We start from the raw sequence: 21,465 nt of genomic DNA on the forward strand, positions 1-21,465 counted from the left end.
GGCGTTTTCATCGTGCAGCAGGTGCAGTTACCAGACCAGGTCGTCCGGTACCTGGTACTGCGGGTCCGCGTAGGGATCTTCCTCGGCCGGCGCGTTCGGGTCGACCTTCAGTGCCACCGATGCGGCAAACACCGCTTCGGACTGTGCCAGCACTTCGGCGGTCACCAGCAGGTAACGGCCATTGAGCTGGACCACGCCCAGCTCACCGGCATTGAGCGCGGTCAGCTGTTCGGCGGTCACGTAGATGCGCTTGATCTTGCCGCCATACGGGAAGTGGCGAGCGATATCAGCCGCCTCGGAGTTCAGGCCCTTGTCCTTCAGCAGTTCTTCCAGCTTGGCCTTCGCCTCGCGGCGCACGCGTGCTTCTTCCTGCTTCAGGCGCTCGGTCTCGATGCGCTCTTCCTTCTCACGCTGCGCACGGATGGCATAGGCCTTGGCCAGATCCATCTCTTCGGCGCTGCGCGGCTTGCGCGGGCCCTGCTGGCCCGGGCCACGCGACTGGCCGGGCCTGCCCGGGCCACCGTGGCCATGCCCGCGACGCTCACCGGGCTTGTGCTCGCCCTTGCCAGCGCCCTGCGGCTTTCCATTGCCGTTGCCACCCTTGCCCTGCGGGCGGCCATCACGGCGGGGGCCATCATTCTTGCGCTCGGGCTTGGGCGCGGGCTTGAAGCCCAGGCCCATCAGCTGGTCGCGGAGGGTATCGCTCATAGGATTCGGATCAGTAGTGCGGCGGCGGTGGTTCGCTCGCCGGATCGGAAGAATTCAGTGCGTTGCGGACCTTGCCCAGGTCCTCCAGCAGCACACGCAGCACGTCGGCGTTGCGCATGCCCTGCATGCGGGCATCGGCCAGCGCATCGCTCAATTCGGCAAGCGCCTGTTCCTGGAAGGACACGCGCATTTCCAGTTCGACCAGGCGCGCTTCCAGCGCCTGCTCGCGTTCGGTCGGCAGCAGGTCAGACATGCAGCGAACGCCCCCGGCCAATGCCGTAGTACGCCAGGCCGGCAGCTTCCACTTCGGCAGGATCGTACAGATTGCGCCCATCGAACACCGCCGCGTCCTTCAGCTGCTCGCGCAGCTTCTGGAAGTCGGGGCTACGGAACTGCTTCCACTCGGTGACCACCACCAGCGCGTCGGCCCCTTCGAGGGCCTCATCAGCACTGCTGCAGAACACCAGGTCATCGCGCTCGCCGAAGATGCGCTGCGATTCATGCATCGCTTCCGGGTCGTAGGCACGCACCGTGGCACCGCCCTCCCACAGCTGCGCCAGCAGGCGACGGCTGGAGGCTTCACGCATGTCGTCGGTGTTCGGCTTGAAGGCCAGGCCCCACACGGCAAAGGTCCTGCCGCGCACGCCTTCGTCCTCGCCCTTGTCGTAATGACGCTGGATGAGGGAGAACAGGTGGCCCTTCTGCGCATCGTTGACCGCTTCCACCGCGTTCAGCAGCTTCGGCTCAAGACCGTGCTGCTGGGCGGTGCGGGCCAGCGCCTGCACGTCCTTGGGGAAGCAGGAGCCACCGTAGCCGGCGCCCGGGTAGATGAAGTGCCAGCCGATGCGCGGGTCCGAGCCGATGCCCTGGCGGACCTGCTCGACGTCGGCACCGACGCGCTCGGCGATGTTCGCGATTTCGTTCATGAACGAAATCTTGGTCGCCAGCATCGCGTTCGCCGCGTACTTGGTCAGCTCGGCCGAGCGCACGTCCATTTCCACCACGCGGTCGTGGTTGCGGTTGAACGGCGCATACAGACGACGCATCACCGCGACCGACTCCTCGCTGGTCGCACCAATGATGATGCGGTCCGGGCGCATGCAGTCGGCGACCGCGTCGCCTTCCTTCAGGAATTCCGGGTTGGACACCACGTCAAAGGTGATGTCCGCGCCACGCGCGGCAAGTTCTTCAGCAATGGCCGCACGCACCTTGTCGGCGGTGCCCACCGGCACCGTCGACTTGTTGACCACCACGGTCGGCACGCTCATGTGCCGGCCAATGGTACGGGCCACGGCCAGTACGTACTGCAGGTCAGCGCTGCCGTCCTCGTCCGGCGGGGTACCGACGGCGATGAACACCACCTGGCCATGCGCGATCGCGGACGCGGCATCGGTGGTGAATGCCAGCCGCGACGCGGCGTGGTTGGCCTTCACCATCGGCTCCAGGCCGGGCTCATAGATCGGGATGATGCCCTGGTTGAGGCCATCCACCTTGGCCTGGTCGATATCGACGCAGACCACCTGATGACCGACATCGGCCAGGCAGGTACCGGTCACCAGACCTACATAACCGGTACCGAAAATCGCAACGCGCATGTCCGTGCAGGCTCCGTGGTGGCTTACGGCAGGACGCCCAGCAGCTCGACGTCGAACGTCAGAGTCGCGTTCGGGCCGATCGGGCCACCCGGCGTACCGTTCTCGCCATAAGCCAGATTGCCAGGGATCCAGAAGCGGTACTTCGAACCGACCGGCATCAGCGCAACGCCCTCGGTCCAGCCCTTGATCACCTGGTCCAGGCCGAACTCGGCCGGCTGACGACCATAGGAGCTGTCGAACACGGTGCCGTTGAGCAGCTTGCCTTCATAGTTCACGCGCACCTTGCTGCTCGGCAGCGGGCGCTCGCCGCTACCCGGGCGGATGACCTGGTACTGCAGGCCCGAGGCCGTCGTCACGACGCCCGGCTGGGTCTTGTTCTTGGCCAGGAAGGCATTGCCTTCTTCGCGGTTGGTCTGCGCAGCAGCGGCAGCCTTGGCCTGCATTTCAGCCTGCTTGCTGCCCATGAAGGCCTGGATGGTGGCGGTCGCGTCAGCTTCCGTCATCTTCGGCTGGCCCTTGGTCAGGCCGGTGCTGATCGCGTCAAACAGCGAGGCAACATCGATGTCGTCCTTCAGCTGCGCCAACGACGGGCCCACAGAGTAGGAACCGATCATCTGCGACACCTTGACGCGGTCGACCTTCGGCGGCTGCGAACCCGGCGCCATGCCCGGCACCTGCTGGCCGCTGCGGGCCATCACGACCTGGCGCAGGGCCGCGTCGGTGGCCTTGGCCTGTTCCTGGGTGATCTGCGGCTGCAGGCCTTCGAACGAACGCTCCACGGCGGTGCGCAGCGCGGCCACGTCGATCTCATCGGCGATCGGGGTGAACGACTTGGCCACGTCCAGGCCGATGGCGTAGCCGAGCTTCTGCTTGGGGGAATTCAAGGTTGCGGTCTCCTTGGCGGCTGCGGGGGCAGCCGATTGTTGCGACAGAGCGACACCTGAAGTGCCCATCGCCAGAATCAGAACCGACGCCGCGGCGCCGCGCATTCCCATCTTCATTCGCTGCATTCCTGGAAGTGTCTGGGCGCCGACGTCGGCGCGAAAAGAAGCATTGTCGCACGCATGCCGTCGATGTCGAGGCATCCGTGCCGGATATCAATGTGCGGCCGCTGCGGCCAGTGCCTTGTCGATGGCCGCAGTCAGCTGCGGATCATCCGGCGTCACCTTGCTGGCGAACTGGGCGATGACCTTGCCATCGCGGCCGACCAGGTACTTGTGGAAATTCCAGCCCGGTGCCACGCCGGTGGCCGCGGTCAACCGTTGATAGAGCGGCGTCGCCTCCGCACCGACCACGTGCACCTTCTCGAACATCGGGAACTTGACCCCGTAGGTGAGCGTGCAGAAATCCTGGATCTGCTTCTCGTCACCGGGCTCCTGGCCCTTGAAATCGTTGGACGGGAAGCCGAGCACGGCAAAACCTCGGCCGGCATAGCGCTTCTGCAGCGCCTCCAGGCCTTCGTACTGAGGGGTATAGCCGCACTTGCTTGCGGTATTGACCACCAGCAGCACCTGTCCGTGGTAGCGCTGCTGCAGGTTGACCTGCTGCTTGCTGGCCAGCGGGCGGTAGTCGAGGTCGAGAAGATCGGCCGCCAGCACCTGGGTGGAACCGGCCAGGCCGGCTACCAGCAGGGTCAGCAGGGACAGGCCGCGCAGGCGGCGCGGCATAACGGTCGGCAAGGGCATCGAGAGCAGTCCGCGGTGGCCATTCACAGGGCCGGCCGGTAGCGGCCGGAGTCGGCCGAACTATAGCACCGGGCCCCCTTCCCCCTTGTTGCAAGGGGCGCCTGGGGCTTTGCGCGGCGTGGCGCTTTCCTGCACGACCCGCCAGCAACGGCGCAGTAATGACATAGCATGGACAACGCTGAATGGAAGGCGGGCCTGGGTCGGCCCGCGCCAGAACCGGATTTCCCTTCCGAATCAATCGGATAAACGGATATTTCAGCGATTTGACCACCCCCTGCCATCAGTTGGGGACGGCAAGGGGTTGCACGTAGGCGTGCCGGTGTTATAGTTGCATACAACACCAGTCACCTGAGACAGGGGGAAGCCATGAACGCCCGGATCCGTCGCAACCTCACCGCACCCGCGGCCGCTGCTGTTTCGACCCTGATCGTGCTGGCCTGGCTGGCCACGCCCACCGCCCCCGCCTCGCCCGACAGTGCGCAGGATGCAATCGCTACACCGGCCGGGAACGCCGATTCCTCCCCCCCTCCCCCGCGTCGGCTGCACAGCTCCCTGTCCATGCCGTATTTCTCGTTCGCCCAGCCGCTGACCCCACGGAGCTGAATATGAGCGACATCCAGTGGAGCGACGGCGCTCCCATCTACCGTCAGTTGAAGGAGCGCGTGATCGCCATGATGCTCGACGGAATCCTCAAGCCGGGCGATGCCCTGCCTTCGGTGCGCCAGGTGGCCGCCGATTACCAACTGAACCCCATCACCGTTTCGCGCGCTTACCAGGAACTGGCCGACGAAGGTCTGGTCGAAAAGCGCCGCGGGCTGGGCATGTTCATGACCGAGCAGGCCGCCACGCAGCTGCGCAGCAGCGAGCGCGAGCGCTTCCTCAATGAAGAATGGCCGGCCGTGCTGGAGCGCATCCAGCGCCTGGGCCTGAGCCTCGACGAATTGCTGCCCCAGGGGAAAGTCTGATGAATAGCACCGCAAGCGAACCGGTCATCACCGCCCGCGGCCTGCGCAAGGCCTACAAGTCCACCGTTGCCCTCGACAGTGCCAGCTTCAGCATTCCGAGCGGGCGCATCGTCGGCCTGATCGGTCCCAATGGCGCCGGCAAGACCACCGCGCTGAAGGCCATTCTTGGCCTCACCTCGGTGGAAGGTGAGTTGAGCGTGCTCGGGCGCGACCCGCGGCTGCACCGCGACGAACTGATGAACGACATCTGCTTCATCGCCGACGTCGCCGTGCTGCCGCGCTGGCTGAAGGTGCGCGAAGCCATCGATTTCGTCGCCGGCGTGCATCCGCGCTTCGACCGCGCCCGCTGCGAGCGCTTCCTGGCCAACACCAAGCTGCAGCCGAAGCAGCGCGTGCGCGAGCTGTCCAAGGGCATGATCGTGCAGCTGCACCTGGCACTGGTGATGGCCATCGATGCCCGCATCCTGGTACTGGACGAGCCCACCCTGGGCCTGGACATCCTGTACCGCAAGGAGTTCTACCAGCGCCTGCTGGAAGACTATTTCGACGAGCAGAAGACCATCATCGTCACCACCCACCAGGTGGAAGAGATCGAGCACATCCTCAGCGACGTCATGTTCATCCGTGATGGCCGCATCGTGCTCGATGCGGAAATGGACGAGGTCGGCCAGCGTTACACGGAACTGCTGGTCAACGCCGACCAGCTGGAGACCGCGCGCGCCCTGAAGCCGATCGACGAACGCAGCCTGGCGTTCGGCAAGACCGTGATGCTGTTCGACGGCGTACCGCGCGCCCAGCTTTCCACCCTTGGCGAGACCCGCAGCCCGGGCCTGGCCGACCTGTTCGTCGCCGTCATGAAGGGGACCTACGCATGAATGCCGTCAACCATCCCGTCAGCCCCCTCGGCACGCTGCGCTGGCTGCTCAAGCGCGAGTACTGGGAAAACCGCGGCGGTTTCCTGTATGCCCCGCTGATCGCCGGCCTGATCTCGCTGGTGATGAGCACCGTCGGCATCGCCTTCGGCCTGTTCGCGCTGAACCGCGCGGCGCGCAACGGTGCGCTGCATGTCGATGGCGAGAGCGTGAACGTCAATGGCCTGGACCTGGCGCTGCTCACCCGCAACATCGACGGCAAGGACCTTGCCGACCTCGGTAACGGCCTTGACCTGACCCTGGTGCTCAGCTCGGCATGGCCGTTCCTGGTGCTGGCCTTCGTGGTGTTCTTCTATTGCCTCGGCGCCCTGTACGACGACCGCCGCGACCGCAGCATCCTGTTCTGGAAGTCGTTGCCGCTGTCGGATACCCAGACCGTGCTGTCCAAGGTCATCAGCGCACTGGTCGTGGCACCGCTGATCGCGGTGATTGCCGGCATCATCACCATGTTCGGCTTCATGCTGATCATCAGCATCGTCGCGCTGATGCACGGTGGCAGCCCGATGGCGCTGATCTGGGGGCCCGCCAGCCCGTTGACCCTGGCCGCTGGCCACCTGAGCTGGATTCCGGTCTACGCGCTTTGGGCCCTGCCCACTGCAGGGTGGCTGCTGCTGTGCTCGGCCTGGGCCAAGAGCAAGCCGTTCCTGTGGGCGGTGATGCTGCCACTGTTTGCCGGCGTCATCGTAAGCACCACCAAGATCATGCCGCTGTTCGGCCTGACCACCGGCTGGTTCTGGCAGAACATCGTCGGCCGCCTGCTGCTGGGCGGCGTGCCCGGCATGGACCTGCTGTACCGCCTCGGCGCAGGTGAAGGTTCGCGCCGCGACCTGGATTCGGTGGTCAGCCTGATGTCCCCCGCCTCGCAGCTGAAGTCGCTGGCGATGCCGGAGCTGTGGATCGGCGCCGTCGTCGGTGCAGTGTTCATCTTCCTTGCCATCCGCCTGCGCAAGCGCGCCGGCGAGATCTGATCCCATCCATCCGGAGGCACCACCCATGCGTTCTCTGCTCGCCTGTTCTGCGTTGTTGCTGTTGCCGTTGTCGGCGCTGGCCGCCGATGCTCCGAATTGCAAGTTCACTGCCGCCCGGGCACTGAAGCTGGACGTGGCCGGTGCCAGGACGGTGGTGTTCGAGGTCAACCAGCATGACCTGAAGGTGGTCGCCAGCGCTGGCGGCGGCCAGCTGGACGGCCGCGCCTGCGCGTCCAGCCAGGAATGGCTGGACCAGCTGGTACTGGACCAGCGCAAGGTGGGCGACAAGCTGGTGGTGAGCCTGCGCCGCGACGGCCGCCAAAGCGGCATCAGCCTGGGCAACAGCTACGCCTGGCTGGATATCCGTGGCAGCGTGCCGGACAACCTGCCGCTGCAGTTCAAGGTCGGCTCGGGTGACGCCAGCGTGGAGAACGCACAGTCGCTCAGCGTGGACGTCGGCTCCGGTGACGCGGTGGCCCGCGGTACCCGTGGCAGCATCCACGCTGCAGTGGGTTCCGGCGACCTCAACATCGATGGCGGCAGTTCGCTGAATCTGCTGTCGCTGGGTTCGGGCGACGTCAATGCCCGCAACATCGGCGGCGATGCCATCACCGGCACTGTCGGTTCGGGTGACCTGAAGATCACCGATGTGCGTGGCAACGCACGCCTGGATACGGTCGGCTCCGGCGACATCGAGTTCAAGCGCGTGCAGGGCAGCGTCGAAGTCGGCGTGGTCGGCTCCGGTGGCATCGATCTGGCCGATATCGGCGGCAACGTGCATGTGCGCAGCCACGGCTCGGGCGACATCCAGGTGGACGGCGTACGCGGCAGCCTGACCGTCGATCACAGCGGCAGCGGCGATATCGAACACCGCAACGTCAGCGGCCGGGTCACCCTGCCGCGCAGCAAGTAATCCTCTTCCACACACGTCCAGGGGAACATCATGAACCTGTTGCGCCTGCTGCCCGCCACCCTGCTGTGCCTGCCGCTGATCGCCTGTGGTGGCACGTCCTCCGCCCCCGACAAGAGCGTCGGCAAGAGCGTCGCCGAAGCCACCAGCGGCGTCGGCCAGACCGTCAAGGAAGCCATGGACGATGCCCGCAAGGACATCGCCCAGGGCAACATCAAGATCTCGGCCGACAAGCAGCCGCGTGCGGAGATCACGCCGGATGGCCGCCTGCTGATCGCCGGCAAGGAGGTCGCCGCCAACGACGTCCAGCGCCGCCACCTGCAGGAGTACCGCGGTCACGTGGTCGCCGTTGCGATGGCGGGCATGGATGTCGGGCTGGCCGGCGCCAAGCTCGGCGCCAACGCCGCCGGTGAAGCGCTGAAGGGCATCTTCAGCGGCGACAGCGAAGGGGTGGAGAAGCGCATCAACGCCGAAGCCGCCAAGATCGAGGCCCAGGCCAAGCGCATCTGCGATCGCCTGCCGGCGATGCTGGCCAGCCAGCAGGCACTGGCGCGCGAGCTGCCGGCATTCAAGCCCTACGCGACGATGGACCAGAGCGACGTGGACGACTGCGGCAAGGACAACTCGGTCACGTTCTCCAACTGAGACAAATCGACGCACCCGACCGGCTGCGGCCTTCCGTTGCCGGTCGGGCACTGTCGGCGGGCTTACAATGGGGGCCCCGGATGCCCCCGAACCGAACGCCATGAAGAAGTTGTTCCTGCTGCTGGCCACCCTGCTCTGCCTGGGCCTGGTCGGCTGCGACAAGGATTACCGCAATCACCGCGCCGAGCGCGGCAAGCCCAAGATTTCCGTCAGCGAAGGCATGGTGACCGTGCGCCGCCCGCCGGCACCGAACATCATCATCCTCGGCGACGGCACGATGAAGGTGGACGAGATCCAGATTCCGCTGGACGACGGGCAGAAGCAGATGCTGCAGACGATGTTCGGCAAGCTGCAGGTGCTGCGCCAGAACACGCTGGTGGCCGCACCGGCCGATCCGAACATGCAGCCGGTGAAGATCCAGCCGCCGGAGGGCATGGAGGTGATCCCGGCCGACCTGATCCAGCGCATCCCCGAGTTCAAGGATTACACCGACACCTTCGGCAACATCGTCGCCGACCGTCGCTGAAGAAAAACGCCGCCCGAGGGCGGCGTTCTTCGTTTCCGTAGAGTCGAGCCATGCCCGACTCCGGAACAACCGTCGAGCGTGGCTCGACTCTGCAACCGGCAGATCACCCCCCGGCGCCACCACCGCCAGCCTGGATGCCACCAGCAGTCAGCGCAGTCGGGTCCAGCAGGCGACGCAGCTCGGCCTCGTCAAGCCCGCTGTCTTCCAGCGCCACGTCCAGCACCGGGCGCTGTTCCTTGTAGGCACGCTTGGCAATCGCCGCTGCCTTCTCGTAGCCGATGATCGGGTTCAGCGCGGTGACCAGGATCGGGTTGCGCGCCAGCGCCTCGGCCACGCGGTCCTCGCGCACCTTCAGCCCGGCGATCGCGCTGTCGGCCAGCAGCCTGGACACATTGGCCAGCAGGCCGATGCCATCGAGCAGGTTCACCGCGATCAACGGCAGGGTGACGTTGAGCTGGAAGTTGCCGGTCTGCCCGGCCACGGTGATCGCGGTGTGGTGGCCGATCACCTGCGCGCAGGCCATCACCGTGGCTTCCGGAATGACCGGGTTGACCTTGCCCGGCATGATCGAGCTGCCCGGCTGCAGTGCCGGCAGTTCGATCTCGCCCAGCCCGGCCAGCGGACCGGCATTCATCCAGCGCAGGTCATTGGCGATCTTGATCAGTGCCACGGCCAGCGCATTGAGCTGGCCGGACAGTTCCACCGCATCGTCCTGAGCGGCCAGGCCTTCGAACTTGTTCTCGGCGCTGTCGAACTTGAAACCGGTCTGCTGCTTCAGCGCCTTGGCCACCTGCGCGCCGAAGCGCGGGTCGGCGTTGATGCCGGTACCGATGGCGGTGCCGCCCAGCGGCAACCGGCGCACGCGCTTGAGGCTGTCTTCGATGCGCTCCTGCGCCGAGGCCAGCTGCGCCGACCACGCACCGAATTCCTGCTCGAAGGTGAGCGGCATCGCGTCCATCAGGTGGGTACGGCCGGTCTTGACCACCTTGCGCAGGCTGCGGCCCTTCTTGTCCAGGGTCTTGCGCAGGTGCACCAGCGCCGGCAGCAGCTGCTCGTGCGTCGCCAGCACCGCCGACACCCGCAGCGCAGTCGGAATCACGTCATTGGAGCTCTGCCCCTGGTTGACGTGGTCATTGGGATGCACGGTGGTCTTGCCCGCCTTGCCGGCACGGTTGGCCAGGGTGGCGATGACCTCATTGGCATTCATGTTCGACGACGTGCCCGAACCCGTCTGGTAGACGTCGATCGGGAACTGCGCGTCCCAGTTGCCGGCGGCCACTTCGGCAGCAGCGGTCTGGATGGCCTTGGCCACATTCTTCGGCAGGTGGCCCAGCTCGGCGTTGACGCCGGCGGCTGCGCCCTTGACCAGGCCCAGGGCGCGGATGAAACCGCGCGGCATGCGCTGGCCCGACACCGGGAAATTCTGCACGGCGCGCTGGGTCTGGGCGCCCCACAGGGCATCCGCAGGCACCTGCAGCTCGCCCATGCTGTCGTGTTCGATTCTGAAACCCTTGCTTGCAGCTTTGCTCATTGCATCAACTCCGCACTACTTCAGTTGGGGAAAGGGAAGCGGCGGCTGGCAGGGTGTCGCTTCCCGGGCTGGCGGCTGCGGCCACAATACTCCCTTGCCCGCAGCATGGGATGACGAGGGCGGGCCAGATCGTTCCACCTGCACGGCCGTTCTGCGCGCGCAAGGGTAGTGCCGGCCGCTGGCCGGCAACCACGCCCGGCCTACGCCGCCATGGCTTGCCGGCCGGCGGCCGGCACTACCTGACCGGCACGTCGTAGAATATGGCCCCCGCCGCTCGTCCCAGCCCTGCCGACATGTCCGATTCCGCCCTGCTCGCCCTGTCCCCGCTCGATGGCCGCTACGCCGGCAAGGTCGACGCCCTGCGCCCGATCTTCTCCGAATACGGCCTGATCAAGGCCCGCATCGTGGTCGAGGTGGAATGGCTGCTGGCGCTGGCCGCCGAACCGGGCATCGTCGAACTGGCGCCGTTCTCCGACGCCGCCGTCGCCCGCCTGCGCGAGCTGGCCGCCCGCTTCAGCCCGGCCCAGGCCGCGCGCGTGAAGGAGATCGAGCGCACCACCAACCATGATGTCAAGGCGGTGGAGTACTTCATCAAGGAACAGCTGAAGGACGACGCCGAGCTGGCCCCGGCGCTGGAATTCGTGCATTTCGCCTGCACCAGCGAAGACATCAACAACCTCAGCTACGGCCTGATGCTGGAACAGGCCCGCCGCGAGGTGCTGCTGCCGACCCTGGACGGCATCGCCACCACGCTGCGCAACCTCGCCCACGCCCAGGCCGGCCAGCCGATGCTGTCGCGCACCCACGGCCAGACCGCCTCGCCGACCACGCTGGGCAAGGAGCTGGCCAACGTGGTCGCGCGCCTGGAGCGCCAGCGCAGGCAGATCGCCGCGGTCGAGCTGACCGGCAAGATCAACGGCGCGGTCGGCAACTACAACGCCCACGTGGCCAGCTACCCGGACGTGGACTGGCCGGCCTTCGCCGAGCGCTTCGTGACCGGCCTGGGCCTGGTGTTCAACCCGTACACCACGCAGATCGAGCCGCACGACAATGTTGCCGAGATCGGCGATGCCGCACGCCGCGCCAACATCATCCTGATCGACCTGGCCCGCGACATCTGGGGCTACATCTCGCTGGGCTACTTCAAGCAGCGCCTGAAGGACGGCGAAGTCGGCTCGTCGACGATGCCGCACAAGGTCAATCCGATCGATTTCGAGAATGCGGAAGGCAACTTCGGTATCGCCAACGCGCTGTTCGAGCACTTCAGCGCGAAGCTGCCGATCAGCCGCTGGCAGCGTGACCTGACCGATTCCACCGTGCTGCGCGCACTGGGCACCGCGTTCGGCCACAGCCAGGTGGCGCTGGATTCGCTGGCCAAGGGCCTGGGCAAGCTGGAAGTGAACCCGCAGCGTCTGGATGCCGATCTGGACGCGGCCTGGGAAGTGCTGGCCGAGGCCGTGCAGACGGTGATGCGCCGCCACGGCCTGCCGAACCCGTATGAGCAGCTGAAGGCGCTGACCCGCGGCCAGGGCATCACGGCCGAGTCGATGCGTGCGTTCGTGCAGGGGCTTGAGTTGCCGGCGGATGCGAAGCAGCGCCTGCTGGAGATGACCCCGGGCAGCTACACCGGCCTGGCCGAGTCGCTGGCGAAGAAGATCTAAGGGGTTTCCTTTGCGGCGGCGGCCGCGGGCGCTGCCTGCGGCAGGCAACGGCAACATCAACGTCAAGAGCGGCTCTGGGTTATTGCCTCGCTTGGCGGGGCGGGTTGGGTTCGCGGGGGACGCCGTGAACCCGTCCCTGGGGGCTTGGCCGCGGCATCCATGCCGCGGACACCCCCGCGAACCCAACCCGCCCCACCTCTGACAGATTCCCGGTGACGGATCGAAGAGCATTGGGTTGTCGGGACGGAATTTGAAAGAGGGACGCGGCTTCGCCGCGTCCCTCTTTTGTTTTGGCACGAGCAAGCGCAGCGCGCGACCCGCTGTTGCTTTTGCTTTTCTTCTTCCATTCCGTGGCGGGCCGCGCAGGAAACTGCCAGGGGCCGGGCGGGGTGGGTTCGCGGGACCGTTGGCGCCATGGATGGCGCCATCGAGCCCCCAGGGACGGGTTCACGGCGTGTCCCGCGAACCCACCCCGCCCGGCCAAACCCATGAAGCCGGTCGACTAACAGTCGACCCTACCCAGATGTCGCCACGAGGGGCTCCGCCGTTGGCCGGACACCCCGCGACAAACCCGCGCACGTGCGCAATCCCCACGAACGGCGGACAATGGAGACCTCAGGCGGCCCGCTGCGCCGCCCCTCCCGCTTTCCGCTGCAAGGATTCCCCCATGGCCGCCCGCAAGTCCTCCGCCCCCCTGATCGAAGTCACCGCCCGCCCCGGCCAGCCGCTGGGCATGGCGCCGGCCACCTTCCTGCGCGACTTCTGGCAGAAGCGCCCGCTGCTGATCCGCAACGCCTTCCCCGACTTCCAGACCCCGGTGCAGCCGGAAGACCTGGCCGGGCTGGCCTGCGAAGAAGGCGTGCTGGCGCGCCTGATCGAGCACGACAAGACCCAGGACGGCTGGCGCGTGCGTACCGGCCCGTTCCAGGAAGACGTGTTCCCCGCCCTGCCCGACCACGACTGGACCCTGCTGGTGCAGGACGTGGACAAGTGGGACCCGGACGTGCGCGCCCTGATCGAGCACTTCAGCTTCCTGCCGCGCTGGCGCATGGATGACGTAATGATCAGCTTCGCCGCCACCGGCGGCTCGGTCGGCGCCCACGTCGACCAGTACGACGTATTCCTGCTGCAGGCCCACGGCCACCGCCGCTGGCAGATCGATGCCAGCGAATCGATCAAGGGCAGGCAGCCGCCGCTGGGCTTCCGCCCGGACGTGGAACTGAAGCTGCTGAAGGTGTTCAAGCCGACCCACGACTGGGTGCTGGCGCCGGGCGACATGCTGTACCTGCCGCCGAACGTGCCGCACCACGGCGTCGCTGAAGACCCCTGCCTGACCTTCTCCTTCGGCATGCGTGCGCCGTCCTCGGCCGAGCTGATCAGCGACTACCTGGACACCCTGATCGCCGACGCCGACGAGAACATCCGCTACCAGGATGCCGACCTGAAGGTGCCGGCCGACCCGAACGAGATCGACACGGTGGCGATGGCGCGGGTGATCACCGCGCTCAATGCCATCCGCATGAACGATCCGGACAAGCTGGGTGACTGGTTCGGCCGTTTCATCACCACCTACCGCGCGGCCGGCGAAGTGATGGCTCACCAGGCCGCACCGGCACTGGAGGAAGTGGCCCAGGCCCTGGCCTCGGGCCTGCTGCTGCAGCGTCATCCGTGGGCACGCCTGGCCTGGCGCCGGGCCAAGCGCGGCGCCAGCCTGTACGTCAGTGGCCAGGACTTCGCGCTGCCGGTGAAGGACGCGCAGCGCCTGGCCGGCGCCGAGCAGCTCGATGCCGCCGCCTATCGCGGCCTGTCCGACAAGGGCCGCGCGGTGGTCCAGCAGCTGTTGGTCGGTGGCGTGTTCCAGCTGATCGATCCGAACGAGGTGTATGACGCTGAAGATGAGGATGACGGCGAAGACGCCGTGGTGCTCGGCGAAGTGGTCGAAGGGCGTGACCGTGTCGACGCGATCGACGCCGACGCGGTGTCCGACGATGTCCACACCGTGACCGTGCACGACGACGGCATCGAGGTCATCGTCAACTTCGAGGATCACGACGAAGACGACAGCGACGACGGTCGCGCCTGAGCCCTGCCATGGTCCGGGTCCAGCAGGTCAGCCACGCCGACGCCCACGTTGCCATCCACGACGTGCGCCAACGCGTGTTCGTGCAGGAACAGGGCATCGCCGCCGAACTGGAACGCGATGCGCTGGACCCGCTCAGCGCCCATGTGTTGGCGCTGGACAGTGACAACCAGCCGGTCGGCACCGGTCGGCTGGCCCCGGACGGCCGCATCGGCCGCATGGCGGTGTTGGCCAGCCATCGCAGCCACGGGGTCGGTGAGGCCCTGCTGGAGGCACTGGTCGAGGCCGGGCGCAGGCTCGGCCTGGCCGAGCTGCACCTGCACGCCCAGCTGCCCGCCCGCGATTTCTATGCCCGCCAGGGCTTCCTGCCGGAAGGCGAGGTATTCGAGGAGGCCGGCATCGGCCACCAGCAGATGCGCCGCCGGTTGGGCGCGGCCAGTGCCATCGACAGTCGCGAGCAGGCGGTGGCCATCACCACGGCCATCGTCCACCGCGCCCGCCGCCAAGTGTGGCTGCACAGCCGTCAGCTGGACCCGGGACTGCTCGACGCGCCGCCGGTACAGGCCGCCCTGCGCCGCTTCGTCACCGCCCGCCACGACAAGCAGCTGCGGGTGATCGTGCACGACGCCGCCGCCATCGCGTCTGCCGGGGCGCCGCTGCTGGCCTTGGCCCAGCGCCTGCCCAGTGTGATCCAGTTCCGCGAGGTCACCGACCCGGTCGACCGTGCGCTGGCCTCGGCCTGCCTGCTCAACGACGCCGGCGACTTCTACTTTCGTCTGATCGGTCATCGCCTCGACGGCGAGGCAGGCGTCGCACTGCCTGCACGTTCGCAGCCGTTCGAGCAGCAATTGCAGCGGGTCTGGGACCGTTCGCGCGATTGCAGCGAACTGCGTGCGCTCGGCATCTGAGCGGGTACCGCCTACTCAACCTGTCTGGAAGCGGCACCGGGGGACCCGGGATGCCCGTTTTGGTGCCCCTTCCTGTCCGGATGGGGGTACAATTTGGCTGTTTGAACGCGCCCGCGCAGGGCTATTCATCTTCCTGCCGGGTCCTTCTGAAGCCATACCCCACAAAGCGAATCAACACCCTCCATCGTGGACAATCAACTGAAGCAGTTTGCGCAATCTTCGCAGCTCGCCGGCGGCAACGCCTCCTATGTCGAGGACCTGTACGAGCAGTACCTGGTCTCCCCGGACAGTGTCGATCCCAAATGGAAGACCTACTTCGACGGCTTCAAGGGCCGCGAAGCAGGCGACATTCCGCACTCGGCCGTCATCTCCCACATTGCGGACGCGGCCAAGGAAGCGCTGAAGGCCGGCACCGGCAACGGTGCGGGCGACGAGCGTGAACGCAATGTCGGTCGTCTGATCACCGCCTACCGCTCGCGTGGCCACCTGGACGCCTGCCTCGATCCGCTGGGCCTGGCCGCGCCGGTCAACACCCCGGACCTGGGCCTGCCGTTCCACAGCCTGTCCGATGCCGACCTCAACAGCGAGTTCAGCACCGGCGGCGTCGGTGGCCAGCCGCGCATGAAGCTGCGCGACCTGCTGGCACGCCTGAAGGCGACCTACACCGGCTCGATCGGTGCGGAGTTCATGCACATCTCCGAGGTCGAGCAGCGCCAGTGGATCTACAAGAAGCTGGAAGCAGCCGGCGGCAACTACCAACTGGACGCTGACACCCAGCGCCGCACCCTGGAGCGCCTGACCGCGGCCGAAGGCCTGGAGCGCTACCTGCACACCAAGTACGTCGGCCAGAAGCGCTTCTCGCTGGAAGGCGGCGACTCGCTGATCCCGATGATGGACACCATCATCCGCAGCGCCGGCAAGGATGGCGTCAAGGACGTGGTGATCGGCATGGCCCACCGCGGCCGCCTGAACGTGCTGGTCAACACCCTCGGCAAGAACCCGCGCAAGCTGTTCGACGAGTTCGAAGGCAAGTTCGAGCACGACGAGCACGCTTCTGCCGGCGACGTGAAGTACCACATGGGCTTCTCGGCCGACGTGGCTACCGACGGCGGCCCGGTGCACCTGGCGCTGGCGTTCAACCCGTCGCACCTGGAAATCGCCGACCCGGTCGTGGCCGGTTCCGTGCGTTCGCGCCAGGAGCGCCGCAAGGACACCGCACGCAAGCAGGTCATGCCGATCCTGATCCACGGCGATGCGGCCTTCTCGGGCCAGGGCGTGGTCATGGAGCTGTTCCAGATGTCGCAGGCCCGCGGCTTCGCCGTCGGCGGCACCGTGCACATCGTGGTCAACAACCAGGTCGGCTTCACCACCTCCAACCCGCTGGACACGCGCTCCACGCGCTACGCCACCGACGTGGCGAAGATGATCGCCGCCCCGGTGCTGCACGTGAACGGCGATGATCCGGAAGCGGTGGTGTTCGCCGCGCAGCTGGCCTTCGAGTTCCGCCAGAAGTTCGCCAAGGACGTGGTCATCGACCTGATGTGCTACCGCCGTTGGGGCCACAACGAGGCCGACGAGCCGGCGATCACCCAGCCGCTGATGTACCAGGTGATCCGCAAGCACCCGACCACCCGCGAGATGTACGCCGAGCAGCTGGAAAAGTCAGGCGTGATCGCTGCCGGTGCCGGCAAGGCGATGGTCGATGCCTACCGCGAGAAGCTCGATGCCGGTGAAGTGACCACCGAGCTGGCCAAGGTCGAGAAGACCCCGCCGACCAGCCCGCTGTTCGTCGATTGGCCGAAGCTGCTGGAAGGCAAGCTGTCCGACCCGGTCTCGACCAAGGTCGAGAAGAACAAGCTGGTCGAACTGGCCAAGCTGATCAACACCATTCCCGAAGACGTGCAGCTGCACTCGCGCGTGGCCAAGGTCTATGACGACCGCCGCAAGATGGCCGCCGGCGAGATCCCGGGCGACTGGGGCTTTGCCGAGAACCTGGCCTACGCCACCCTGCTCGACGAAGGCCACGCACTGCGCCTGGTCGGCCAGGACGTCGGTCGCGGTACGTTCACCCACCGCCACGCGATCCTGCACGACCAGAAGACCGACAACTACTACATGCCGCTGCGGCAGCTGGTGGATTCGCCGGAGAAGGCCACCGTCATCGATTCGCTGCTGAGCGAAGAAGCGGTGATGGCCTACGAGTACGGCTTCTCCACCACCGATCCGAACACGCTGTGCATCTGGGAAGGCCAGTTCGGCGACTTCGCCAACGGCGCCCAGGTGGTGATCGACCAGTTCATCGCCGCCGGTGAAGCCAAGTGGGGCCGCATTTCCGGCCTGACCCTGCTGCTGCCGCATGGCTATGAAGGGCAAGGCCCGGAGCACAGCTCGGCGCGCCTGGAGCGCTTCCTGCAGCTGTGTGCACTGGAGAACATGCTGGTGGTGGTTCCGTCCACCCCGGCACAGGCCTTCCACATGCTGCGCCGCCAGCTGCACCTGACCACCCGCAAGCCGCTGGTGGTGATGTCGCCGAAGTCGCTGCTGCGCCACAAGCTGGCCGTGTCGACCCTGGACGAACTGGCCAACGGCGAGTTCCAGCACCTGATCGGCGACGCCAGTGCGGACGCCAAGAAGGTCAAGCGCGTGGTGCTGTGCTCGGGCAAGGTCTACTACGACCTGCTGGAAGACCAGACCAAGCGTGGCCAGGACGACGTGGCGATCATCCGCGTGGAGCAGCTGTATCCGTTCCCGCGTGCGCTGCTGGCTGCCGAGCTGAAGAAGTACGGCAAGGCCACCGACGTGGTGTGGACGCAGGAAGAACCGCAGAACCAGGGTGCGTGGTACCAGATCCGCCACCACCTGCAGTTCTGCCTGGCCGATGGCCAGAACCTGCACTACGCCGGTCGCGCACGTTCGGCGTCGCCGGCTGCCGGTCACATGGCTGACCACATCCGCGAACAGCAGCAGCTGATCGCCGACGCGCTGGTCAACCCGTTCAACGACACGTTCGCTGAATAATCCTCCCCCTATTTAGAAGACAAACCAGGAAGCTCCCGCAATGGCCACCGAAGTCAAAGCCCCGGTACTGCCCGAATCCGTCGCCGACGGCACCATCGCCACCTGGCACAAGAAGGTGGGCGACGCCGTCAAGCGCGACGAAAACCTGCTTGACCTGGAAACCGACAAGGTCGTCCTGGAAGTGCCGTCGCCGGTCGACGGCGTGCTGAAGGAAATCAAGTTCGCCGAAGGCTCGACCGTGACCTCCAGCCAGGTCGTGGCGATCATCGAAGAAGGCGCCGTGGCTGCTGCCCCGGCTCCGGCTGCCGAAGCCGCTCCGGCTGCAGCCGCTGCCCCGGCCGCTGCTGCTCCGGCCGCTGCCGCCGCTCCGGCCCCGGCCGCCAAGTCGGCCGCCGATGCGCTGCCGCCGGGCGCCCGCTTCACCGCCATCACCGAAGGCGTGAACCCGGCCGACGTCGACGGCACCGGCCGTCGCGGCGCGGTGACCAAGGAAGACATCGTCAACTTCGCCCGCAACGGCGGCGCCGGCAAGGCCGGTGGTGCACGTCCGGAAGAACGCGTGCCGATGACCCGCATCCGCAAGCGCATTGCCGAGCGCCTGATGGAGTCGAAGAACTCCACCGCCATGCTGACCACCTTCAACGAAGTCGACCTGTCCAAGGTGTCGGCGGCGCGCAAGGAACTGCAGGACGAGTTCGTCAAGGCCCACGGCATCAAGCTGGGCTTCATGAGCTTCTTCGTGAAGGCCGCCGCCAACGCGCTGCAGCGCTTCCCGCTGGTCAACGCCTCGATCGACGGCGACGACATCATCTACCACGGCTACTCGGACATCTCGATCGCCGTCTCGACCGAAAAGGGCCTGGTCACCCCGGTCCTGCGCAATGTCGAGCGCATGTCGTTCGCCGACATCGAGAAGACCATCGCCGACTACGCCAAGAAGGCGCGTGACGGCAAGCTGGGCCTGGATGAACTGCAGGGCGGCACCTTCACCGTGACCAACGGCGGCACCTTCGGTTCGCTGCTGTCGACCCCGATCATCAACCCGCCGCAGAGCGCCATCCTGGGCATGCACGCCATCAAGGAGCGTCCGATCGCCCAGAACGGCCAGGTCGTGATCGCGCCGATGATGTACCTGGCGCTGTCGTACGACCACCGCATCATCGACGGCAAGGATTCGGTGCAGTTCCTGGTGGACATCAAGAACCAGCTGGAAAACCCGGGCCGCATGCTGTTCGGCCTGTAAGACACCTCCCGCCCCTCCGCGCCTGCGCGGAGGGGTTCTGGTAATGCATCAAGGAATAATTCAATGGCTGAACAATTCGACGTCGTCGTCATCGGTGCCGGCCCGGCCGGTTACCACGCTGCCATCCGCGCGGCCCAGCTGGGCCTGAAGACCGCCTGCATCGACGCGGCGCTGGGCAAGGACGGCAAGCCGGCCCTCGGCGGCACCTGCCTGCGCGTGGGCTGCATCCCGTCCAAGGCGCTGCTGGATTCCTCGCGCCAGTTCTGGAACATGGGCCACATCTTTGGCGACCACGGCATCAGCTTCAAGGATGCCAAGATCGACGTCGAGGCGATGGTTGGCCGCAAGGACAAGATCGTCAAGCAGTTCACCGGCGGCATCGGCATGCTGTTCAAGGCCAACAAGGTCGCTGCCTATTATGGTTTTGGCGAACTGCAGCCGGGCAACGTGGTCAAGGTCACCCAGCATGACGGTTCCATCGTCGAGCTGAAGGGCACCAACGTCATCATCGCGGCCGGTTCGGATTCGATCGAACTGCCGTTCGCCAAGTTCGACGGCGAGACCATCGTCGACAACGTCGGCGGCCTGGACTTCACCGAAGTGCCGAACCGCCTGGCGGTGATCGGCGCCGGCGTCATCGGCCTGGAACTGGGCAGCGTGTGGAAGCGCCTGGGCGCGGAAGTCACCATCCTCGAAGCCATGCCGGAGTTCCTGGCGGCTGCCGACGCCGAAGTGGCCAAGACCGCTGCCAAGGAATTCAAGAAGCAGGGCCTGGACATCCGCCTCGGTGCCAAGGTCTCCAAGACCGAGATCACCGGCAAGGGCAAGAAGAAGGAAGTCGTTGTCACCTACACCGACAGCGAAGGCGAAAAGACCCTGACCGTGGACAAGCTGCTGGTGGCCGTTGGCCGTCGCGCCGCCACCAAGGGCCTGCTGGCCGAAGGCACCGGCGTCAAGATCAACGAGCGCGGCCAGATCGAAGTCGACGCGCACTGCCACACCGGCGTCAACGGCGTGTGGGCGGTCGGCGACTGCGTGCGCGGCCCGATGCTGGCGCACAAGGGCTTCGAGGAAGGCATCGCGGTGGCTGAGCTGATCGCCGGCCTGCCGGGCCACGTCAACTTCGACACCATTCCGTGGGTCATCTACACCGAGCCGGAACTGGCCTGGGTCGGCAAGACCGAAGCCCAGCTGAAGGCCGAAGGCATTCCGTACAAGGCCGGCAGCTTCCCGTTCGCCGCCAACGGCCGTGCCGTGGCGATGATCGAGCCGGCTGGCTTCGTGAAGATCCTGGCCCATGCCGAAACCGATCGCATCCTCGGCATGCACCTGGTCGGCGCCAACGTCTCCGAACTGGTGCACGAAGGCGTGCTGACCATGGAGTTCAGCGGTTCGGCCGATGACCTGGCCCGCATCTGCCACGCCCACCCGTCGCTGTCGGAAGTGATCCACGACGCGGCGATGGCGGTCAGCAAGCGCGCCATCCACAAGGCGAACTGATCGTTCGCTGGTAGTGCCGGCCGCTGGCCGGCATCACCCGGATACGAAAAACCTCGCTTCGGCGGGGTTTTTTGTTGCCCGTTTCCCTGTAGCGCAGAGCATGGACTCGGCGCTACACCTTTCCAGCCGGCTTCTTCGGTGGATCCTCGCAGACCCTGTGCTGCACAATCGTATTGCCGACCTTCCATTCCTTCGCGACCCTGCAGCGCTCCTTGGCTTTCGGCGCAGAGACCGCCGCAGCATTGGCCTCGTCAGCCGCAGCGGTCTGCTGGCGTTCCAGCCACACCGAAGGCGGTGCTGGAGGTGCAGCCAGTACCGGGCCCGCCAACAGGACCAGTCCGACCAGCAACACAGCTCTCATGCCGCCACCGGCCCGCCGCCGAGCAGGCGCGCGGGCAGCATGAACAGCGCGCGCAGGAACGCAAACAGCGCCGAGAAGGTGATGCCGACCAGGCGGAACGGCAGGCTCAGCAGCCACACGAACGGCCAGGCGATCAGGGCAAGGATCGCCAGCGGCCAGCACAGCACGAACAGCAGGCACCACACACCGAGCGCGAACAGGGTCTTCATCACGGTCTCCTTGTGGCGGC

General features: G+C 66.4%; 21 protein-coding genes. 13 read left to right on the forward strand and 8 right to left on the reverse strand.

The genetic code is table 11. The features are described from left to right. Nucleotides 1-27: 27 nt before the first annotated feature. From AC5P99_RS04290 to AC5P99_RS04310, 5 genes are all read right to left on the reverse strand, one after another. Nucleotides 28-708 (reverse strand): DUF2058 domain-containing protein, encoded by a 681-nt coding sequence (locus AC5P99_RS04290; protein WP_005410255.1) that lies wholly within the window; start codon nt 706-708, stop codon nt 28-30. A 10-nt stretch (nt 709-718) separates the two neighbouring features. Beyond that, a complete protein-coding gene (locus AC5P99_RS04295) occupies nt 719-961 on the reverse strand; it encodes a SlyX family protein (protein WP_005410256.1) in 243 nt (80 codons plus the stop codon). Beyond that, nucleotides 954-2,303 (reverse strand): UDP-glucose dehydrogenase family protein, encoded by a 1,350-nt coding sequence (locus AC5P99_RS04300; protein ID WP_495212915.1) that lies wholly within the window; start codon nt 2,301-2,303, stop codon nt 954-956. Before AC5P99_RS04300 ends, AC5P99_RS04295 begins: the two co-directional genes overlap by 8 nt. 23 nt (nt 2,304-2,326) lie before the next feature. Continuing rightward, nucleotides 2,327-3,304, reverse strand: a complete 978-nt coding sequence (locus AC5P99_RS04305) for an FKBP-type peptidyl-prolyl cis-trans isomerase (RefSeq protein ID WP_005413927.1) — start codon at nt 3,302-3,304, stop codon at nt 2,327-2,329. A gap of 96 nt (nt 3,305-3,400) precedes the next feature. Then, complete coding sequence (locus tag AC5P99_RS04310) at nt 3,401-3,988, reverse strand: glutathione peroxidase (protein WP_005410259.1); 588 nt, start codon at nt 3,986-3,988, stop codon at nt 3,401-3,403. A gap of 366 nt (nt 3,989-4,354) precedes the next feature. Here AC5P99_RS04310 and AC5P99_RS04315 point away from each other — a divergent pair, with 366 nt between their 5' ends. The 7 genes from AC5P99_RS04315 (at nt 4,355) to AC5P99_RS04345 (ending at nt 8,934) form a co-directional block, all read left to right on the forward strand. Further along, a complete protein-coding gene (locus AC5P99_RS04315) occupies nt 4,355-4,591 on the forward strand; it encodes a hypothetical protein (protein WP_005410260.1) in 237 nt (78 codons plus the stop codon). A gap of 2 nt (nt 4,592-4,593) precedes the next feature. Further along, nucleotides 4,594-4,953, forward strand: a complete 360-nt coding sequence (locus tag AC5P99_RS04320; RefSeq protein ID WP_005410261.1) for a GntR family transcriptional regulator — start codon at nt 4,594-4,596, stop codon at nt 4,951-4,953. Next, complete coding sequence (locus AC5P99_RS04325) at nt 4,953-5,828, forward strand: ABC transporter ATP-binding protein (RefSeq protein WP_005410262.1); 876 nt, start codon at nt 4,953-4,955, stop codon at nt 5,826-5,828. Before AC5P99_RS04320 ends, AC5P99_RS04325 begins: the two co-directional genes overlap by 1 nt. After that, entirely contained in the window at nt 5,825-6,853 is a 1,029-nt protein-coding gene (locus tag AC5P99_RS04330; protein WP_024958485.1) for an ABC-2 transporter permease, read from the forward strand. Before AC5P99_RS04325 ends, AC5P99_RS04330 begins: the two co-directional genes overlap by 4 nt. Before the next feature lie 25 nt (nt 6,854-6,878). Continuing rightward, complete coding sequence (locus AC5P99_RS04335; RefSeq protein ID WP_088436560.1) at nt 6,879-7,766, forward strand: GIN domain-containing protein; 888 nt, start codon at nt 6,879-6,881, stop codon at nt 7,764-7,766. A 30-nt stretch (nt 7,767-7,796) separates the two neighbouring features. Beyond that, complete coding sequence (locus AC5P99_RS04340) at nt 7,797-8,408, forward strand: YggN family protein (protein WP_005413931.1); 612 nt, start codon at nt 7,797-7,799, stop codon at nt 8,406-8,408. Nucleotides 8,409-8,508: 100 nt separating this feature from the next. After that, on the forward strand, nt 8,509-8,934 hold the full coding sequence (locus AC5P99_RS04345) for a hypothetical protein (RefSeq protein WP_005413932.1): 426 nt from the start codon (nt 8,509-8,511) through the stop codon (nt 8,932-8,934). A gap of 103 nt (nt 8,935-9,037) precedes the next feature. Here the strand turns inward: AC5P99_RS04345 and AC5P99_RS04350 are convergent, their stop codons facing one another. Then, nucleotides 9,038-10,465, reverse strand: coding sequence for a class II fumarate hydratase (locus AC5P99_RS04350; protein ID WP_012480781.1), 1,428 nt, complete (start codon nt 10,463-10,465; stop codon nt 9,038-9,040). A 293-nt stretch (nt 10,466-10,758) separates the two neighbouring features. On the opposite strand from AC5P99_RS04350, the gene purB reads away from it, so the two are divergent. The 6 genes from purB (at nt 10,759) to lpdA (ending at nt 20,875) form a co-directional block, all read left to right on the forward strand. Continuing rightward, the gene (gene purB, locus AC5P99_RS04355) at nt 10,759-12,126 is read left to right on the forward strand and encodes an adenylosuccinate lyase (protein WP_187757423.1); all 1,368 of its coding nucleotides are present in this window, start codon (nt 10,759-10,761) and stop codon (nt 12,124-12,126) included. 667 nt (nt 12,127-12,793) lie between these two features. Continuing rightward, complete coding sequence (locus tag AC5P99_RS04360; protein WP_049451501.1) at nt 12,794-14,209, forward strand: ribosomal protein uL16 3-hydroxylase; 1,416 nt, start codon at nt 12,794-12,796, stop codon at nt 14,207-14,209. An 8-nt stretch (nt 14,210-14,217) separates the two neighbouring features. Continuing rightward, nucleotides 14,218-15,114: a GNAT family N-acetyltransferase gene (locus tag AC5P99_RS04365; RefSeq protein WP_088436789.1), complete on the forward strand. Its 897-nt coding sequence runs from the start codon at nt 14,218-14,220 to the stop codon at nt 15,112-15,114. Nucleotides 15,115-15,300: 186 nt separating this feature from the next. Next, entirely contained in the window at nt 15,301-18,132 is a 2,832-nt protein-coding gene (locus AC5P99_RS04370) for a 2-oxoglutarate dehydrogenase E1 component (protein WP_088436788.1), read from the forward strand. A 40-nt stretch (nt 18,133-18,172) separates the two neighbouring features. Continuing rightward, entirely contained in the window at nt 18,173-19,375 is a 1,203-nt protein-coding gene (sucB, locus tag AC5P99_RS04375) for a dihydrolipoyllysine-residue succinyltransferase (protein WP_005410272.1), read from the forward strand. Between the two features lie 63 nt (nt 19,376-19,438). Next, nucleotides 19,439-20,875 carry a dihydrolipoyl dehydrogenase gene (lpdA, locus tag AC5P99_RS04380; RefSeq protein WP_088436787.1) on the forward strand — a complete coding sequence of 479 codons (1,437 nt, stop codon included), beginning with the start codon at nt 19,439-19,441 and terminating at the stop codon, nt 20,873-20,875. Nucleotides 20,876-20,987: 112 nt separating this feature from the next. On the opposite strand, the gene AC5P99_RS04385 is transcribed toward lpdA, so the two are convergent. Continuing rightward, the gene (locus tag AC5P99_RS04385; RefSeq protein WP_088436786.1) at nt 20,988-21,236 is read right to left on the reverse strand and encodes a hypothetical protein; all 249 of its coding nucleotides are present in this window, start codon (nt 21,234-21,236) and stop codon (nt 20,988-20,990) included. Next, entirely contained in the window at nt 21,233-21,445 is a 213-nt protein-coding gene (locus AC5P99_RS04390) for a hypothetical protein (protein ID WP_005410275.1), read from the reverse strand. The genes AC5P99_RS04385 and AC5P99_RS04390 overlap by 4 nt, the downstream gene beginning before the upstream one ends. Nucleotides 21,446-21,465: the final 20 nt, after the last annotated feature.

Source organism: Stenotrophomonas sp. YJH_SMC_80 (assembly GCF_059372495.1).

Bases quoted from the DNA above. Each gene is read 5' to 3' on its own strand.
- AC5P99_RS04290 (WP_005410255.1), bottom strand. From the start codon at position 708: ATGAGCGATACCCTCCGCGACCAGCTGATGGGCCTGGGCTTCAAGCCC.
- AC5P99_RS04295 (WP_005410256.1), bottom strand. From the start codon at position 961: ATGTCTGACCTGCTGCCGACCGAACGCGAGCAGGCGCTGGAAGCGCGC.
- AC5P99_RS04300 (WP_495212915.1), bottom strand. From the start codon at position 2,303: ATGCGCGTTGCGATTTTCGGTACCGGTTATGTAGGTCTGGTGACCGGT.
- AC5P99_RS04305 (WP_005413927.1), bottom strand. From the start codon at position 3,304: ATGAAGATGGGAATGCGCGGCGCCGCGGCGTCGGTTCTGATTCTGGCG.
- AC5P99_RS04310 (WP_005410259.1), bottom strand. From the start codon at position 3,988: ATGCCCTTGCCGACCGTTATGCCGCGCCGCCTGCGCGGCCTGTCCCTG.
- AC5P99_RS04315 (WP_005410260.1), top strand. From the start codon at position 4,355: ATGAACGCCCGGATCCGTCGCAACCTCACCGCACCCGCGGCCGCTGCT.
- AC5P99_RS04320 (WP_005410261.1), top strand. From the start codon at position 4,594: ATGAGCGACATCCAGTGGAGCGACGGCGCTCCCATCTACCGTCAGTTG.
- AC5P99_RS04325 (WP_005410262.1), top strand. From the start codon at position 4,953: ATGAATAGCACCGCAAGCGAACCGGTCATCACCGCCCGCGGCCTGCGC.
- AC5P99_RS04330 (WP_024958485.1), top strand. From the start codon at position 5,825: ATGAATGCCGTCAACCATCCCGTCAGCCCCCTCGGCACGCTGCGCTGG.
- AC5P99_RS04335 (WP_088436560.1), top strand. From the start codon at position 6,879: ATGCGTTCTCTGCTCGCCTGTTCTGCGTTGTTGCTGTTGCCGTTGTCG.
- AC5P99_RS04340 (WP_005413931.1), top strand. From the start codon at position 7,797: ATGAACCTGTTGCGCCTGCTGCCCGCCACCCTGCTGTGCCTGCCGCTG.
- AC5P99_RS04345 (WP_005413932.1), top strand. From the start codon at position 8,509: ATGAAGAAGTTGTTCCTGCTGCTGGCCACCCTGCTCTGCCTGGGCCTG.
- AC5P99_RS04350 (WP_012480781.1), bottom strand. From the start codon at position 10,465: ATGAGCAAAGCTGCAAGCAAGGGTTTCAGAATCGAACACGACAGCATG.
- purB (WP_187757423.1), top strand. From the start codon at position 10,759: ATGTCCGATTCCGCCCTGCTCGCCCTGTCCCCGCTCGATGGCCGCTAC.
- AC5P99_RS04360 (WP_049451501.1), top strand. From the start codon at position 12,794: ATGGCCGCCCGCAAGTCCTCCGCCCCCCTGATCGAAGTCACCGCCCGC.
- AC5P99_RS04365 (WP_088436789.1), top strand. From the start codon at position 14,218: ATGGTCCGGGTCCAGCAGGTCAGCCACGCCGACGCCCACGTTGCCATC.
- sucB (WP_005410272.1), top strand. From the start codon at position 18,173: ATGGCCACCGAAGTCAAAGCCCCGGTACTGCCCGAATCCGTCGCCGAC.
- lpdA (WP_088436787.1), top strand. From the start codon at position 19,439: ATGGCTGAACAATTCGACGTCGTCGTCATCGGTGCCGGCCCGGCCGGT.
- AC5P99_RS04385 (WP_088436786.1), bottom strand. From the start codon at position 21,236: ATGAGAGCTGTGTTGCTGGTCGGACTGGTCCTGTTGGCGGGCCCGGTA.
- AC5P99_RS04390 (WP_005410275.1), bottom strand. From the start codon at position 21,445: ATGAAGACCCTGTTCGCGCTCGGTGTGTGGTGCCTGCTGTTCGTGCTG.